The 14383-nt window shown below is 74.1% G+C and carries 19 protein-coding genes and 1 pseudogene; 10 read left to right on the forward strand and 10 right to left on the reverse strand.

Annotated features, from left to right (window positions below):
- Positions 1-120 precede the first annotated feature (120 nt).
- From TR50_RS50515 to TR50_RS19540, 3 genes and pseudogenes are all read right to left on the reverse strand, one after another.
- A pseudogene (locus TR50_RS50515) lies at positions 121-381 on the reverse strand (hypothetical protein); the annotation flags it as partial.
- A 230-nt stretch (positions 382-611) separates the two neighbouring features.
- Complete coding sequence (locus TR50_RS19535; RefSeq protein WP_042422783.1) at positions 612-1238, reverse strand: TIGR03086 family metal-binding protein; 627 nt, start codon at positions 1236-1238, stop codon at positions 612-614.
- A 268-nt stretch (positions 1239-1506) separates the two neighbouring features.
- Positions 1507-2442, reverse strand: a complete 936-nt coding sequence (locus TR50_RS19540) for a SigB/SigF/SigG family RNA polymerase sigma factor (RefSeq protein WP_439654231.1) — start codon at positions 2440-2442, stop codon at positions 1507-1509.
- Positions 2443-2515: 73 nt separating this feature from the next.
- Between TR50_RS19540 and TR50_RS19545 the strand changes: the two genes are divergently transcribed.
- Together TR50_RS19545 and TR50_RS19550 are read left to right on the forward strand one after the other, a co-directional pair.
- A complete protein-coding gene (locus tag TR50_RS19545; RefSeq protein ID WP_152648490.1) occupies positions 2516-2752 on the forward strand; it encodes a hypothetical protein in 237 nt (78 codons plus the stop codon).
- Complete coding sequence (locus tag TR50_RS19550; RefSeq protein WP_042422792.1) at positions 2749-3165, forward strand: CBS domain-containing protein; 417 nt, start codon at positions 2749-2751, stop codon at positions 3163-3165. The genes TR50_RS19545 and TR50_RS19550 overlap by 4 nt, the downstream gene beginning before the upstream one ends.
- 170 nt (positions 3166-3335) lie before the next feature.
- Here the strand turns inward: TR50_RS19550 and TR50_RS19555 are convergent, their stop codons facing one another.
- Positions 3336-4784: an MFS transporter gene (locus TR50_RS19555; protein ID WP_042423046.1), complete on the reverse strand. Its 1449-nt coding sequence runs from the start codon at positions 4782-4784 to the stop codon at positions 3336-3338.
- Between the two features lie 944 nt (positions 4785-5728).
- Here TR50_RS19555 and TR50_RS19560 point away from each other — a divergent pair.
- Complete coding sequence (locus tag TR50_RS19560) at positions 5729-5902, forward strand: hypothetical protein (RefSeq protein WP_042422795.1); 174 nt, start codon at positions 5729-5731, stop codon at positions 5900-5902.
- An 82-nt stretch (positions 5903-5984) separates the two neighbouring features.
- Here TR50_RS19560 and TR50_RS19565 read toward each other — a convergent pair whose 3' ends face one another.
- Positions 5985-7022 carry an MGDG synthase family glycosyltransferase gene (locus tag TR50_RS19565; protein WP_042423049.1) on the reverse strand — a complete coding sequence of 346 codons (1038 nt, stop codon included), beginning with the start codon at positions 7020-7022 and terminating at the stop codon, positions 5985-5987.
- Positions 7023-7209: 187 nt separating this feature from the next.
- On the opposite strand from TR50_RS19565, the gene TR50_RS19570 reads away from it, so the two are divergent.
- Positions 7210-8016, forward strand: a complete 807-nt coding sequence (locus TR50_RS19570) for an SDR family NAD(P)-dependent oxidoreductase (RefSeq protein WP_052441112.1) — start codon at positions 7210-7212, stop codon at positions 8014-8016.
- Positions 8017-8080: 64 nt separating this feature from the next.
- The gene (locus TR50_RS19575) at positions 8081-8989 is read left to right on the forward strand and encodes a DMT family transporter (protein ID WP_042422798.1); all 909 of its coding nucleotides are present in this window, start codon (positions 8081-8083) and stop codon (positions 8987-8989) included.
- 9 nt (positions 8990-8998) lie between these two features.
- Here the strand turns inward: TR50_RS19575 and TR50_RS19580 are convergent, their stop codons facing one another.
- Together TR50_RS19580 and TR50_RS42670 are read right to left on the reverse strand one after the other, a co-directional pair.
- Complete coding sequence (locus TR50_RS19580) at positions 8999-9433, reverse strand: ATP-binding protein (RefSeq protein WP_052441113.1); 435 nt, start codon at positions 9431-9433, stop codon at positions 8999-9001.
- 46 nt (positions 9434-9479) lie between these two features.
- Positions 9480-9911 (reverse strand): STAS domain-containing protein, encoded by a 432-nt coding sequence (locus tag TR50_RS42670; RefSeq protein WP_052441114.1) that lies wholly within the window; start codon positions 9909-9911, stop codon positions 9480-9482.
- A gap of 176 nt (positions 9912-10087) precedes the next feature.
- On the opposite strand from TR50_RS42670, the gene TR50_RS19595 reads away from it, so the two are divergent.
- Positions 10088-10495: a helix-turn-helix transcriptional regulator gene (locus tag TR50_RS19595; protein ID WP_042422801.1), complete on the forward strand. Its 408-nt coding sequence runs from the start codon at positions 10088-10090 to the stop codon at positions 10493-10495.
- On the opposite strand, the gene TR50_RS19600 is transcribed toward TR50_RS19595, so the two are convergent.
- The 3 genes from TR50_RS19600 to TR50_RS19610 form a co-directional block, all read right to left on the reverse strand.
- On the reverse strand, positions 10480-10848 hold the full coding sequence (locus TR50_RS19600) for an STAS domain-containing protein (RefSeq protein ID WP_052441115.1): 369 nt from the start codon (positions 10846-10848) through the stop codon (positions 10480-10482). The two genes, TR50_RS19595 and TR50_RS19600, sit on opposite strands and share 16 nt — an antisense overlap.
- Before the next feature lie 134 nt (positions 10849-10982).
- Positions 10983-11234 (reverse strand): ATP-binding protein, encoded by a 252-nt coding sequence (locus TR50_RS19605; RefSeq protein WP_052441116.1) that lies wholly within the window; start codon positions 11232-11234, stop codon positions 10983-10985.
- A gap of 93 nt (positions 11235-11327) precedes the next feature.
- Positions 11328-12500 (reverse strand): baeRF2 domain-containing protein, encoded by a 1173-nt coding sequence (locus TR50_RS19610; protein WP_042422805.1) that lies wholly within the window; start codon positions 12498-12500, stop codon positions 11328-11330.
- A gap of 192 nt (positions 12501-12692) precedes the next feature.
- Here TR50_RS19610 and TR50_RS19615 point away from each other — a divergent pair, with 192 nt between their 5' ends.
- From TR50_RS19615 to TR50_RS19630, 4 genes are all read left to right on the forward strand, one after another.
- Entirely contained in the window at positions 12693-13004 is a 312-nt protein-coding gene (locus TR50_RS19615; protein WP_042422809.1) for a hypothetical protein, read from the forward strand.
- On the forward strand, positions 13001-13342 hold the full coding sequence (locus TR50_RS19620) for a hypothetical protein (RefSeq protein ID WP_042422812.1): 342 nt from the start codon (positions 13001-13003) through the stop codon (positions 13340-13342). Before TR50_RS19615 ends, TR50_RS19620 begins: the two co-directional genes overlap by 4 nt.
- A 38-nt stretch (positions 13343-13380) precedes the next feature.
- Positions 13381-13719, forward strand: a complete 339-nt coding sequence (locus TR50_RS19625) for a hypothetical protein (RefSeq protein WP_152648493.1) — start codon at positions 13381-13383, stop codon at positions 13717-13719.
- Positions 13720-13867: 148 nt separating this feature from the next.
- A partial coding sequence (locus TR50_RS19630; RefSeq protein WP_042422817.1) for a formyltransferase family protein occupies positions 13868-14383 on the forward strand: 516 nt, incomplete at its 3' end.

Raw genomic sequence — 14383 nt, forward strand, 5'->3', positions numbered from 1 at the left:
CCTGAACGAGGCACTGGCCAAGCTGCGCGGAACCATCTGACCCTCCTCGCGTCCGCAGGCACGGGGCAACGGAAACGGGCCGTCACCACGATGTGGTGGCGGCCCGTTTCCGTTGGGTCGTCATGCGTGCAGGCTGGTCAGAGCCCTGCGGGCACGCCGCTGCGCGCGTTCGGCGCGATTGACGAGCCGCGCGGCCTGGGCGAGGCGGTACTGCCTTGCCGCCCGCAGGCGCTCGTCGATGGTCGCCTGTGACGTGGCTTCGAACTGGTAGGTCATGGCCGTTTCCCCCTTGCCGACAGGCCGATCCGTCGGGCATCCCTGCGATGCCGATCCGGAGGCCCTTATGGCTACGATTGTAGCATCAGATCGGCGTGTGTGGCTTTGATTTGATGGTGCTGGTCGTGATGTGCCTTACTAATCGAAGTCGGCGGCTGGTCTACCTTCGAGGTACTGCCGGGTCGTCAGCCCGGCGGAGCCGCAGGCAGCGCGCCTCGCCGCGCGTCACAGCCCGGCCGCGCGGGGCAGCATGCCGAAGGCGAAGGCCTGGGCCGGGCGGCGCTACATCGGGCCCCTGGGGGCGTTCAGCGCGAGCAGGGGGAGCCGCACGCTGATCACCGAGCCGCTTCCGAGCGGGGTGCACCGCCCGGCCGGTCGGCCTGGCGTCCGGTCAGGGCCAGCAGCCTGGTCTGCGAGTCGGCGCCCTCGGGGACGGGCAGCGGCCGATCGAACAGGCCCGTCGCGGCGAGCCGGTCGGCGTAGCCGGACAGCTCCCGCAGCGCGAAGGAGACGAGCTGCGGCGGCAGGTGCTCGTCGGCCCCGGTGGCGCGCGCCAGGTCCCAGGCGTGTACGACCAGGTCCATGGCCAGCTGGCTGACCAGATGGCGGGCCGGGGCCGGACCCGACCACAGCTCCACCGTGCCGTCGAGCGCGCCGGAGGCGCTCACGGCCTCGTCCGCGTCGCCGGCGGCCCTCTTGAACGCCAGGACGGGGTCGTCCCCGAGCTGGTCCCCGTCCAGGCGGTCGCCGACGGCGGCGGCCGAATCGCCGGCGAGCAGCAGGGCGAGCCACTGCTCCTGCACGGTGACGTGATTGACCAGACCCCGCACGGTCCACTCCCGGCAAGGGGTGGGCAGCGTCCACTGGTCCGGCTCGACGCCGCGCACCAGTCGGCCGATGTGCTCGAGCGCCGCGCTGTGCATGCGCGGCAGGGCGGTGGCGATGTGTCCGCGGGTGACCATGGGTGACTCCTTCACACGGCCCCGAAAGCGTCCGGGCAGTGCTACTGCCCGGCCGGAAGGCGCTTGACACCTGCCGCTCCGGCCCCTGCACGCACGCCCGCATCGCTCCGCCCCGCCCGGGTAGGCGTCGGGGAACCGTTCCGGCGCGCCCGAAAGCCGCAGCCCGGCGACGGGCGGGCGCCGACGGGCGGGGGCGTCGACGGGCGGGCGGGCCTCGGCGAGCGAGAAAGACGGCACCTCCCGCGTGGGAAGCGCCGTCCGGACGGGCTCACTCCTCGACAAGCAGGGCCTCGCGCAGGCCGGTGAGCACGCGGGAGAGGATCCGCGAGACGTGCATCTGCGAGATGCCGAGCCGCGCGCCGATCTCCGCCTGGGTGAGCTCTGCGCTGAAGCGCAGCGCGAGGACGGTCCGTTCCCGATCCGGGAGGGCGGCGATCAGGGGCTTGAGGCTCTCCAGGTTCTCGACCCCCTCGATACCGCGGTCCAGGTAGCCCATGCGGCGCGCCTGGGGGCCCTCGCTCTCGTCCTGGTCGGGTGCTTCGAGGGTGCCGGCCGTGTAGGCGTTGCTCACCGCCTGGCCCTCGGTGACCTCCGCCTCGCTGACGTGCAGGCATTCCGCGAGTTCGGCGTCGGTCGGCTCGCGCTCCAACTCCTGGGAGAGCTCGTCGCGGGCCTTGGCCAGGCGGAGCCGGAGCTCCTGGAGTCGGCGCGGAACCCGCACGGACCAGCTGGTGTCCCGGAAGAACCGCTTGAGCTCGCCGGTGATCGTGGGAAGCGCGAACGTGGAGAACTCGACCTCCCGCCCGGGGTCGAAGCGGTTGATCGCCTTGATCAGGCCGACGATGCCGACCTGCATGAGGTCCTCGGTCGGTTCGGTCCGGTGCCGGAACTGCGCGACGGCGTAGCGGACCAGCGCGAGGTTGAGCTCGACCAGCGTGTTACGCACGTAGGAGTAGTCGGCGGTGCCCTCCTCCAGCTCGCCGAGGCGCTGGAACAGCAGGTGCGACAGGGCACGTGCGTCCTCGGTGTCCACGGCGTTGGGCGAGGGGAGCCGACCAGGGACCGACTGCGCGCCGGCCAGCGGCGTATGGGACATAAGGAAGAGCTCCTCAGTTGGTGTGCGTCCGCGCCACCGTCGGTGACACGGACCCGTCCCTCTTGGGGGCGTCCTGCTTCGGACCCTACCCCCTGGTCGGTCGTGCATGCGAAAACATCCGGTTTCTTCCTTCTTGGGCGGGTAGTCGCGCATGCGGGGGTCACGGAGGGAGATGGCGCGGATGGTGTCCGTGCGGGTTCCGATGGTGTGGCATGTGGACGGCCAGATGCTGGTTCCGGCCGCGGTCCTGTCCGACCTGCTGCGGCAGGTCGCCGGGCAGCTCGCGACCTGGCCGGACGAGGGCGCCGACCCGGGCACGGTGCGGGCCGTGCTCGTGCTGCTGCGACAGGTGGCCGACCAGATCGACGTCGACTGCATCGAGGTGGTCACGGCCCTGGACGAGGAGGAAGAGCGATGAGTCAGAAGATCCGAGAGATGATGACCCGCCAGCCGGTGACGGTCTCCGCCGCGGCACCCGTGCGGGAGGCGGCGCAGGCCATGCGCGACCACGACATCGGCGACGTCCTGGTCACCGACGACGGGCGGCTGCTCGGTCTGCTGACCGACCGTGACCTGGTCGTGCGCGTCCTCGCCGAAGGCGACGGGGACGGCAGGACGGCCGGCGACGTGTGCACCCGCGACGTCACGTCCGTCTCCTCCGACATCGACGTCGATCAGGCGGCCGACATGATGAGGGTGCGGGCGCTGCGCCGCCTTCCCGTCGTCGACCAGGACCGGCTCGTCGGCATCGTCTCCCTCGGCGACCTTGCCGAGGAGAAGGATCCGGCCTCCGCTCTGGGCCGGATCAGCGCCGCCTCGCCGAACCGCTGACCCCTCGCCTCGCGTCACCTCGCGCGCGCTTCTCGTGCGCGCTTCCCGGCGGAGTCAGCCGGAAGGGCCGGACACCCCGTCCGCCGAGAGCACCGCCGCCCGGCGCACCGACGCCGCCCTGCTGCTGCCCCCGGTGCGATCCGCGGGGTCGTTGCGGGCTGACGGGGGCGTCAGACGCCCGTGCCGGGTGCGGTCGCGGTGACGGCGCTGAGGGGCGCGGCCAGCGACTCCAGGCTGCGCCGCTCCGCGCGCACGCCGATCGCCGCCTCCACCAGCCCGGCCGCGCACATCAGGCCCGCGCCGATGCAGAACGCCAGCGTGGTGTCGGACGTCTTGCCGCTGCTGACCAGCCCGTTGAAGAGCAGCGGCCCCGTGATGCCGCCGAGCGCGGTGCCGACGGCGTAGAAGAAGGCGATGCAGAGCGCACGCGTCTCGAGCGGGAAGATCTCGCTGACGGTCAGGTACGCGGCGCTGGCCCCGGCGGACGCGAAGAACAGCACGACCGTCCAGCACGCAGTGAGCGTGACGGCGTCCAGGACGCCGCGCTGGAAGAGGGCGGCCGTGCCGAACAGCAGCAGGCCGGACAGGATGTAGCTGCCCGCGATCATCGGCTTGCGGCCGACGGTGTCGAACAGGCGGCCCAGCAGCAGCGGGCCGAGGAAGTTCCCGACGGCGATCACCACGAAGTAGTAGCCCGTCTCGTCGGCCGGCGTCTTGAAGAACGTCGTGAGGATCACCGCGTAACCGAACGTCACCGAGTTGTACAGGAACGCCTGGCCGACGAAGAGGGCCAGGCCCAGCACGCCTCGGCGCGGGTAGTCGCGCAGGACCGTGCGGGCGATCGTGCCGAACCCGATGGCGCCGCGCTGCCGGACCGCGATCTCGTCCTGGGCGGGTTCCAGCTCCTGCCCGGTCTGCTCGCGGACCTCGTCCTCGATGGAGCCGACCAGGCGTTCGGCCTCGTCGGCCCGGCCGTGGGTGATCAGCCAGCGCGGGCTCTCCGGGACCTGGCGCCGCACCAGCAGGATGCCGAGGCCGAGGACCACGCCGATGCCGAAGGCCAGACGCCAACCCAGGTTCGTGGCGAACAGCGCGGTGTTCAGCAGCGCGATCGAGGCGAGGGCGCCGGCGGCGGCGCCGACCCAGAAGGTGCCGTTGATGATCAGGTCGATCCGGCCGCGGGCGCGCGCCGGGATCAGCTCGTCGATGGCGGAGTTGATGGCCGCGTACTCGCCGCCGATGCCCAGCCCGGTGACGAAACGGCAGAGGAAGAAGAACCACGCGGTCCACGACAGCGCGGTCAGCGCGGTCGCCGAGAGGTAGACGGCGAGCGTCACCATGAACAGGCGTTTGCGGCCGAAGAGGTCGGTCAGGCGCCCGAAGAACAGCGCACCGCAGCAGGCGCCGGCGACGTACAGGGCGGCGGCCCAAGTGGTGACCTGGGCGGTGCTGATGGCGATGCCGCTGCCGTGCTGGGCCAGCCGGGAGGCCATGTTCCCCACGATGGTCACTTCCAGGCCGTCCAGGATCCATACGGTGCCCAGCCCGATCACGATCCGCCAGTGCCAGCGTGACCACGGCAGGCGGTCGAGTCGGGCCGGTATCCGGGTCCGGACCACGTCTTCGTCGGTGCGGTCCGAGACGTTCGAGCGTGTGGCCTCGGGTGCGGTTCCGTCGTCCGTGCCCACGGCTGGCTCCTCTCCGGCAGACGGTGCGTGTCGGTCGCGCCTGCCCGCGATCGCCGTCGGTACACGTCACCCCCCGCCGGGCAGGGGTGGGCGAGTGGGTGGTTGCCGTGGGGCCTGGTGGTTGGGCGCTGTGCGCCGAGGCGGCGTCATGTGGAGGCGGGCGCGGACGCGCTGGCGGTCTGCTTGCGCTTCGCCCCGCCGGCCGGTGCTCACGCGCGGCGGAGACACGAGCCTGGGCGGGCAACGTCCTCGAACGCCACCGCCGCGTTTCCGCCGCCTCGGGCGTGTAGCTCCCCGGCCCCGGGGCAGGCGCGCCTGGCGGGCCGGGCTGGACCTGGTGCGCGGTCGCACGCTGACCTCCTGGCCGAGCCTGCGCACCGACCTGGCCAACGCGGGCCGGACTGGGCGGCCAAGGAGTTGGTCGTCTGCGAGGCCGATGACAGCGTGCTCATCACCAGCCGCGGACCCGCCGACCTGGACGCCTCCGACGACGCCCTGGTCCACGGTTCGCCGAGCAGAGGCCGTCCGGGCACTCGAACGCCCGGCGCTGAAGCCCGCGCATTGAAGCGGCCCGACCGAAGAGGAGACCGACGTGAACGCCACGATCCCAGCACCCCCGGACCCGGACGTGGTCCCCGTCCGGGACCCGATGCCGCCCGACCCCGACCGCCCGATCCCGCGTCCCGGGCCGGACCCTGACCCGATGCCCTACCCCGACCCGGCCCCGGCCCGGCCCGTCGGGCCTCCGACCGAGCCGCCCCGGCCCGAGCCGAGGCCGACCCGGTCCGTGACCGCGCTGGGCAGCCCAGGCGTGTGCAGCCCCCACGTGTGGACGGGCGCGGACGGGGCAGGCGCGTCGTGAGGAGGTGTGCGAGATGTTGTTTCTGATACTGGTTCTGCTGCTTGCGATCCTGCTCTTCGGTGTGGGCTTCGCCGTGCACGTTCTGTGGTGGATCGCCCTGGCGGTGCTCGTGCTCTGGTTGCTGGGGTTCGTCGCCCGAGGTCCGAGGGCGGGTGCGGGGAGCCGGAGCCGCTGGTATCGGTGGTGACGGTTCCACACGTCGCTGAGTGTGGTGCGCCTCCTGCGCGTGGGCTTCGGTCCACGCGCAGGAGGCGCACACGTTCACGGCGTCAGACGGCGTCAGACGCGCCGGCGGCGAGGGCGGCCAGGGTGGTCGCGGCGGTGCCGGGAAAGAGCCCGTCCAGGCCCGGGAGAGCGGTCTGCGGACGGTCGACCGCGTCCCTGAGCTCCGCCAGCAGGGCGTCGGGGGAGTCCGCCAGGCGCGTCAGGCCGAGCCGGGCCATGGCGCGGACGCCTTCCCGGCCGTGGCCGGGAAGGGGACGGTAGGCGACCACGGGGACGCGCAGCGCGAGAGCCTGCAGAGCCGTCTGCCCGGCGGCGTTGTCGATCAGGGCGGCGGCCTCGGCCAGCACCGCCGGCAGGTCGCGCTGCCAGCCCAGGGCGGTGACCCCGGGCAGGCCCTGGAGTGCGCGCCGCATGTGCGCGTTGCGGCCGCAGAGCACCACCGGTGCGAAACCCGAGCGGGCCAGCAGTCGCGCCGTCGCGGCGAACCGTGTGCCCGCGCCCCACGCGCCGGCCGACAGCAGCACGCGCGGGGCGCCGGCGGCGGGCCGTCGGACGGGCGCCTGCGGCGGCAGGAACCGCTCGGCGAGGACCGCCCCGACGGCCCGGGCCGGGCGGCCGGTCCAGGCGCGGGCCTGGTCGGCGGCGTCCTCGGTCAGGCACAGGTGGTGGTCGTTGCCGGGATGCAGCCACTGGCGGTGGACGGCGAAGTCGGTCACCACGACCGCCGTCGGCACCCTGAGCCGACCCAGCGCGCGTTCGCGCCCGGTCGTCTGGGCTGCCAGGTGGAAGACCGGGACCACCAGGTCGGGGCGCAGACGCTCCGTCAGTTCCAGCAGCCGTGGGCCGACGACGGCGGCGAGCGGGCTCGTGCCCGCACCCCCACCCGGCCGGAAGAACGCGGCGTAGATCGCCGAGTAGACCCAAGGGGCGTGCCGGATCATGCACTGGTAGAAGCCGCGCAGCGCGGCCCCGGCAGCGCGGGTCGGCAGCAGGCGCAGCACGTCCACAGCGATCGCGTCGTGGCCCTGACCGTCCAGCCGGCCCGCCAGCGCGCGGGCGACGGCGTCGTGCCCGTCGCCCATGCTCGCGCTCACGATCAGGAACCGGCTCACGAGCCCCACCGTAGGCGGACGGCGCGGACCCCGCCGGTTTCGGCGCGCCTGAACGCGCGGTCTCGGGGATGGTGGAAGCAGGGCGGGCGCCGAGCTCGTACCCGGCACGCCCGCCGTCGTCGCCACCCCAGGCCTCGCCGTCCGGACAGGAGCCGCCGTGAGCTTGTTCCACCGGGAGGCACGACCCTCTGGACGACGCGACGCGTCCGGCCAGCCGGCGCGGACCGGCCTGGTCACCGGCGCCTCCTCGGGGATCGGCGCGGCCGTCGCCGCGCGGTTGGCGGACCAGGGCTGCTGGCGGCTGGTGCTGAACGGACGCGACCGGACCCGCCTGGACCGGATCGCCGCGCGGACCGGCGGAGTCGCGCTCCCGGCCGACCTGACCGCACCCGGCGCGCCCGAGGCGTTGGTGGCCGCCGCCTCCACCCTGGCGGAGGACCGGATCGGGCTGCTGGTGGCGGCCGCCGGCGTCGGCTGGGCAGGCCCGTTGTGGACCATGCCGGGCGAGGCCGTGGACCGCGTCCTCAGCGTCGACCTGCGCGCCACGGTGCAGCTGGTCCGGCTCCTGCTGCCGTCGATGCTGGCCTCCGGCGACGGGCACATCGTCCTGATCGGCTCGGTCGCCGGAACCCTGGGCGTGCGCAACGAGGCGGTCTACTCGGCCGCCAAGGCGGCCCTCGGGGTCTTCGCCGACGCCCTGCGCCAGGAGGTGCACGGATCCGGCGTGCGGATCACCCACGTGGTCCCCGGCGTCGTGGACACGCCGTTCTTCGAACGGCGCGGCGCCCCCTACGCGCGGTCCCGACCGCGCCCGATGCCGCCCGACCGGGTCGCCGACGCCGTCTGCCGCGCGGTGTCGCTGGGTCGCGAACAGGTCTACGTGCCCGCCTGGCTGCGACTGCCCGGACTCGTGCGCAGCACGGCCCCCGGGCTCTACCAGCGACTGGCCTTCCGCTTCGGCTGAGGCTCCGCTTCGACCGAGGCCCCGCCCCGACTGAGGCCCCGCCCCGGCCGGGTGTGTCGACGACATGACGGGAGGACACACGCCGGTGACCTGGCTGGCCGTCCTGTGCGCGCTGGTGTGCGCCGCCGCCAACGGGGCCGTCTCGGTCCTGCAACGGCAGGCCAACCTCGACGAGGGCGGGCAGCAGGTCACTGGGCGCTGGTCCAAGCTCCGGGTGCTGCGCAGCAGGACCTGGTGGGCGGGCTCGGCCGCGCTGGCCCTGGCCGCGTCCGCCCAGGCCGCGGCACTGGGCTTCGGCAGCCTCTCCCTGGTCCAGCCGCTGCTCGCCTCCGAACTGCTGTTCTCGCTGGTGATCGGCAGCGTGGTGTTCCGTCGCGGGCCAGGCCGCCGCACCTGGGCGGCGTTCACCGGGCTGGCCGTGGGCCTCGCCCTCTTCCTCGCCTCCACTCATCCGCAGCCCGGCGGCCGGTCCGCCCCGGCCTCCCACTGGGCCGTGGTCGGTGCGGCCGTCGCCGGCACGGTCCTCGTCCTGGTCGGTACGGCCTGGCGGGTGCACGGAGCCCCCCGCGCCGCCCTGCTGGGCTGCGCGGCGGCGACGGGGTTCGCCACCACCGCTGCCCTGATCAAGGAGGTGCTGACCCGCGCCGGGAGCGCCGGGTTCGCCGAACTGTGGGTGGACTGGCCGGTGTACGCGTTCGCCGCGACCGGCGGGCTCAGCTTCCTGCTGTTCCAGCTGACGCTGCGCGCGGGGACGCTGCGCGCCTCCCAGCCCGCGCTGACGCTCGTGGACGCCCTGGTGAGCCTCGTCCTCGGGCACTACCTGTTCGGCGACCGCCTGAGCCTCGGCCTGCGGGCCGTCCCCGCCGCAGCCGGCTGCGCGCTGATCGTCGCCGGGGTCGTCGGCCTGAGCCGGTCCGGCGACCTGGACAGCGGCTGGGACAGCCCCGACGCGCCACGGGTGCGCAAGGGCTGACCGTCCGGCTCACGCGTCCGGCCGGGCAGGCAGCGGCAGCTCGGCCCACACGGCCTTGCCCGGGGGCTCGGACTCCCATCCCCATGCCGTGGCCACCCGGTCGATAATGAACAGCCCGTGGCCCCCGGCGCGCTCGGCCAGATGAGGGAGGACCGGGGCGGGCGGACTAGGGCTGGCGTCGTGGACGGCGATCCTGAGGGCGCCGGCGTGGCGCTCCAGCTCCAGCCAGAGGGTCCCGCCGCCGTGCCGTTCGGCGTTGCTGAGCAACTCCGCCGCCACCAGCACCGCGTCGACGGCCGCGTCCTCGTTTCTTTCGACCTGCCAGTCGCCCAGCGACCGGCGGACGAAAGCGATCCCCATGGCGACGCGGTCGACGTCGGCGCGGCGCGGCAGGTCCAGGTGGCGCGGCCCGAACGACGGGGCGGTCGTGGAGTTCGGGCTCATGGCGCTCCCATCCCGGCTAGCTGCCGTGCGACGTGCTGCGCGATCCCTACTGACCGTGTCTCACCGGATACGACTCGCTCACACACGCCTGACGCAGTCCGACGGCGGCGGACCGGTGGTCAGGGAAGACCGGGAAGAGCGTCTCGGCGTCGGTCAGTTCCAGCAGCCTGCCCACCCGGGCACTCGGGGCGACCAGGGCCATGGCCGCACCCGCGGCGGCGCAGCGCGCGCGGTAGGCCAGGAGCAGGTTGAGCCCGCTGGAGTCGCAGAAGTGCACCTCCCGCAGGTCGACGCAGAACACCGGGGGACGGCCTGACAGGGCCCGTCGGAACGCGGACTCGGCGATCCGGCGGGTGTGCAGGTCGAGGTCGCCGATCAGCGTGCACACAGCGGTTCCCACAGCCGTCCGGTTCCGGGCCTTCAGGCGGGGGTTGGCTTCCGACGTGCCGGAAGCCACCAGCCCGCAGGTCTCGGTCATCGCATGCCTCCGGTCGGTCGTCGACTCACGTGTGCGTCGGGCGACTACCCGCGAAGGCGACTTCAAACGGTCGGGCGCTCCCCACCTTGGCAGGGGATCGTGCGGGCGCCGGGTCGCGGCGCGAACCGTTTGTCAGCCTTCGCAAACCGTGAAACTCCAGTCGTACGATGACGGGTATGGAGCAGGCGCCTGGTGACCGCGCGACGTGGACGTTCCTGACCAACCACGCTCGGGTGCTGGTCCAGATCTCGAGGGACCCCGGCGTGCGGGTCAGGGACATCGCGCTGCGCTGTCTGCTGACCGAACGCGCGGTGCAGCGCATCATCACCGACCTGGAGCAGGGCGGCTACCTGACGCACACCCGCGTCGGGCGGACCAACCACTACCAGGTGACCGCCGCCGCGCCGCTGCGGCATCCCGCCGACGCCGGTCCGTCCGTCGCCGACCTCCTGGCGCTGCTGAGCGACCATTCGGGCTCCGACGGGCACGCGCACCCGGGCCCGGGCGGGCACGCGCACCCCGGGCCCGACGGCCACGGCGCGGCGGACCCCCTCGGCGACGGCCGGCCTCAGCGCAGGGCCTGAACGGCCGCGCCCAGGTCCGGGTGGGCCGGGAAGAGCGTGTCGGCCCCGGTGACCTCGAACACCCGGGCCGCGATCCGCGGCACCGTGCTCAGATGCACCGCGATCCCCGCCTGCTCGGCGTCCAACCGCAGCCGCAGCAGCGCGTTGAGGGCGGTGGAGCCGAAGAACCCGGCGTCGGCCAGGTCGACGACCACCGCGCGGAACCCGTCCAGCGGCTTGTCGAAGGCGAGCGTCTCCCCGCTGCCCACGTCGAGGTCCCCGGAGAGGCGGTAGACCAGCAGGCCGTCGGCGAGGGACTCGCACGTGCACGAGCCCGGCCGCCAGGTGGACGGTTGTTGTTCCTGGTACGTCATGGTCCGTGGCCCTCGCTCGCGACCTGCCCTGTCCGGACGGCGAATGCGTCCAAGGACAGACTCGCTCCGTGGCGGGAAGCCTGTCAACAGATGCACGAAAATTCAGACGTGCCCCAGAAAGCACGAAATCCGCGTCAGCTGATGAGTCCCGTCGGCTCGGTGCTCGGTATGCGCGGGGGCCTCGGCACGCGCAGTTCCGCCCAGACCGTCTTGCCGTCGCTCCGGGCCGTCACGCCCCACCGGCCGGTCAGGCGCTCCACCCGGTAGAGGCCGTGGCCGAAGGGACGGGCCGGCAGATGCGGCCACAGCAGCCGCGGAGCGTCGTGGCTGCCGTCACCGGCGGCGATGCGCAGCCGCGGTCCCCAGCGCGCGAGCGTGCCCCCCACGTGCGGATGCCCTCGCCGGGTCCGAGCGGTCCGTCATGACGGGACAGACGGGCCCGGTCCGTGGTCGCCGAACTTCACCCCCGGTCGCGGGGATCAGGCCGCGTCCGCGCGCTGGGGCCAGCGCAGCAGGGCCCCCACGCCGCCGATCGGACCGGGCGCGCCCGTCGGCACCGTGATGGCGTCCGCGTCCAGCGCCACCGCCGCACGCAGCAGCGCGTCGTCCGCGCGTGCGGGCAGCGGGTAGTGCGCGCCGAGCGCGTGGACCTCGCTGCGGCCGGGCGCCAGCTGGCACGCGTCCGGACCCGTCCACACGGTGCGCGCCGCGTCCGGCGCCGAGTCGTCGAGCAGCAGGGTGGCCAGGTTCCGGTCCCGGGCCGCCCGCAGCACCTGCGGGACGCCCTCGGCGGTCCGGCCGGCCAGTTCGGGGGCCACCGCGTGGCCGGTGCCGGGATCCCGGGTCCGCCCCGCGGCCAGCTCCGCCAGCGCCCGTTCCATCCGCTCGTCGACGGCGTGGGAACGGACGTGGTCCAGCTCCTGGTCCAGCGCCCTGTCGTCGCCGCCCGGTGCGCGCCCGCCCGCGTCCAGCTCCACCACGAGGGACCCCAGCGGGTGGGGCAGCCGCCGCCGGACCTCGTGCCGCTCGCGGGCGTCGCCCGTCAGCACCACGACGCGGTCGGGGGCGGCCGCGTGCTGTCGGGCGACCTCGTCCGCGATCAGCTGGGCGGTCCGGTCCCAGGTGTCCTCCACCCGGTGCTGGTAGTGCCACTCGTACCGGTCCGCGGGCATGGACCGATGGCCCCGGCCGCGCCCCTGTGGCGCCTGCGGTCCCTGCGCGCCGCCCACGCGCCGCCGCCGCCGGCCGTCGGACAGCTCCAGGTCCGCGCCGGTGCGGTCGATCCTGGCGAGCAGCACGTCCGGATACTCCGCGCGCAACGGCAGCACGGGCGCCAGACGCGGCAGCGCGGCCCAGGTCGCCATCGCGGCCGCCGGGGAGGCGGCGAGGGGCAGGTCCAGGACGACCCGGCCGTCGGCGGCGAAGACCGCCCGCCCCGGCGGGGAGCCGGAGGGGGACTCGGCGCCCAGCTGGCGCGCGATCGCGTCGACGGTGCGCCGGTCTGCGCCGAGCCGGGTCAGCTCGCGCACAGCGGCCCGCAGGCGCAGCTCGGCCTGCTTAGCGCCGTCCTCGGTGGCACGGGAGGTGTCGATGACCACACTGGCCCAGGGACCCGGCCGGTCGAGCAGAGGTTGGAGGAACGTGAGCTCCATGACTGCCTCGATTCCTGAGGTTCGTCGCTACGGCCCCTGCCCGGCAACGCGTCGAAGGGGATGTATCCATCGAACCCACGACCCGCCTTCGGGGCCACCGCTGGCGGTGCCCGCCGGACGTTTGGGGGTCCGCGCTGGGGTTAGGCGCGCCGGGAGGCCCGGGACGGACCGGACCGGACAGAGGTGAGAACGGTGGAACTGCAACTGAAGGCCGAACCGGGCTGCGCCTGGGGCGAGCGGGAGATCCACCTGTGGCACCTCGTCCCCGCGCACGGCGACACCGCCCTGTGCGACCTGCGGCTGGACCAGGCCGGGGGGACCCGGCCGGTGGCACGGCGCGCGGAGGTCTTCCCCGAGCGGCTGTGCCCCGTCTGCCGCCGGCGCTGCGCGGACGTGCTGCCGTTCGGCGGCGTGATCGGGACGGTCGGGACGCCTGGGACGGTCGGGACGCCGGGGACCGCCAGGACGGACCGGACGGCCGGGCCGCGGACGGTCCGGCGATGAGCGACTACGAGCTCCGCGCGGAGCACGAGCCCGCCGACCCGGTGGGACGGCAGACGCTGCGCTGGCACATCGTCCGCGAACGCCGGCTGGTGGCCATCTGCGGGCGTCTGATCGACCCGGTCAGCGACAGCCGGGCGATCCGCCGGGTCGACGAGACCGCCCCCGACAGCCGCTGCGAGGACTGCTGGGACTGGTGGGACGTGGTCAGCGAGGCCCGCCACGAGCGCCTGCTCGTCGCCGCCGAGCAGGCGTCGGCGGACGGAGCCGAAGAGCCGTCGCGTCGACCGGGTTCGGCCAGGGCGGGTCCTCAGCTCTTCCGAGAGGCCGGTCATGCGTGAATCCTGCAAGCTGGAGAGAGCAGGGTTACTCCCAGTAGGTGACGGAGGCAACCGTGGCCGGGCCGGCACTGAGTCCGCGCGAGCGCAGGATCCTCGCCGCGCTGGAGACGGATCTGCGCCGCGAGCAGGACCTGGACTACGCGCTGCGCACCATGATGCTGCCGAGGGACGGTCTCACCGGCCGCGTGCTCGAGCGCTGCGCGCGCCTCCAGACGGACTGGCTGGTCCTGCTGGCCGCCTGCGGGCTGGGCCTCGGATCGATCGTGCTGCAGGTCCGCACCACCGCCACCGTCACGGTGCTGTGCCTGCTCTGGACGCTGACCGTGCTGCTGGCGGTCGCGCGGTCGGTCGGCCGGCGCCGCCGACGCCGGGACTGACCCGTCCGCGAGGGCCGGCGGCCCTCCGGGGCGTTCGGGTGACCTCGCGGCGCGGGTCCCACGCTCTCCGCTGACGGAGGATCAGGCTCGTCGGTGGACCCGGTGCGCGTCCGGACGGGCGGGACGCCGGGCCCCCGAGGAGGCCCACGTGGAGATCCTGCTGCTGGCGTCCGGCTTCAACAGCCTCACCCAGCGCGTGTTCGCGGCCCTGCGGGACCACGGCCACGCCGTCGCGGTGGAACTGGCGCTGAGCGACGCGTCGCTGCGCGCGGCCCTGGCCCGGCTGAGACCGGAGCTGGTGATCGCCCCGATGCTGAGGTCCGCCGTCCCCGACGACGTCTGCGCGGCCGTGCCCTGTCTGATCGTGCACCCGGGACCGCTCGGCGACCGGGGCCCGTCCTCGCTGGACCGGGCCGTCCAGGAGGGACGCGACAGCTGGGGCGTCACCGTGCTCCAGGCGGAGCCGGAGATGGACGCCGGGCCGGTCTGGGCGACCGTGCCGTGCGGTCTGCCGCCGCGCGGCAAGAGCGACCTGTACCGGGGCGAGATGGGCGACGCCGCCCTGGAGGCGGTGCTGCTGGCGGTCGAGCGGTTCGCCTCCGGCGCCTACGAGCCGCTGCCGCAGGACCGCCCCGGGGTGCGCGAGCGCGTCTGTGTCCGCCCC

This window comes from Streptacidiphilus anmyonensis, from assembly GCF_000787855.1.
GTDB lineage: Bacteria > Actinomycetota > Actinomycetes > Streptomycetales > Streptomycetaceae > Streptacidiphilus > Streptacidiphilus anmyonensis.

Excerpts from the sequence above, each read along its gene's own strand:
- TR50_RS19535 (WP_042422783.1), bottom strand. The coding sequence starts at position 1,238 with ATGGTCACCCGCGGACACATCGCCACCGCCCTGCCGCGCATGCACAGC.
- TR50_RS19540 (WP_439654231.1), bottom strand. The coding sequence starts at position 2,442 with ATGCACGACCGACCAGGGGGTAGGGTCCGAAGCAGGACGCCCCCAAGA.
- TR50_RS19545 (WP_152648490.1), top strand. The coding sequence starts at position 2,516 with ATGGTGTCCGTGCGGGTTCCGATGGTGTGGCATGTGGACGGCCAGATG.
- TR50_RS19550 (WP_042422792.1), top strand. The coding sequence starts at position 2,749 with ATGAGTCAGAAGATCCGAGAGATGATGACCCGCCAGCCGGTGACGGTC.
- TR50_RS19560 (WP_042422795.1), top strand. The coding sequence starts at position 5,729 with ATGTTGTTTCTGATACTGGTTCTGCTGCTTGCGATCCTGCTCTTCGGT.
- TR50_RS19565 (WP_042423049.1), bottom strand. The coding sequence starts at position 7,022 with ATGGGCGACGGGCACGACGCCGTCGCCCGCGCGCTGGCGGGCCGGCTG.
- TR50_RS19575 (WP_042422798.1), top strand. The coding sequence starts at position 8,081 with ATGACGGGAGGACACACGCCGGTGACCTGGCTGGCCGTCCTGTGCGCG.
- TR50_RS19580 (WP_052441113.1), bottom strand. The coding sequence starts at position 9,433 with ATGAGCCCGAACTCCACGACCGCCCCGTCGTTCGGGCCGCGCCACCTG.
- TR50_RS42670 (WP_052441114.1), bottom strand. The coding sequence starts at position 9,911 with ATGACCGAGACCTGCGGGCTGGTGGCTTCCGGCACGTCGGAAGCCAAC.
- TR50_RS19595 (WP_042422801.1), top strand. The coding sequence starts at position 10,088 with ATGGAGCAGGCGCCTGGTGACCGCGCGACGTGGACGTTCCTGACCAAC.
- TR50_RS19600 (WP_052441115.1), bottom strand. The coding sequence starts at position 10,848 with ATGACGTACCAGGAACAACAACCGTCCACCTGGCGGCCGGGCTCGTGC.
- TR50_RS19610 (WP_042422805.1), bottom strand. The coding sequence starts at position 12,500 with ATGGAGCTCACGTTCCTCCAACCTCTGCTCGACCGGCCGGGTCCCTGG.
- TR50_RS19620 (WP_042422812.1), top strand. The coding sequence starts at position 13,001 with ATGAGCGACTACGAGCTCCGCGCGGAGCACGAGCCCGCCGACCCGGTG.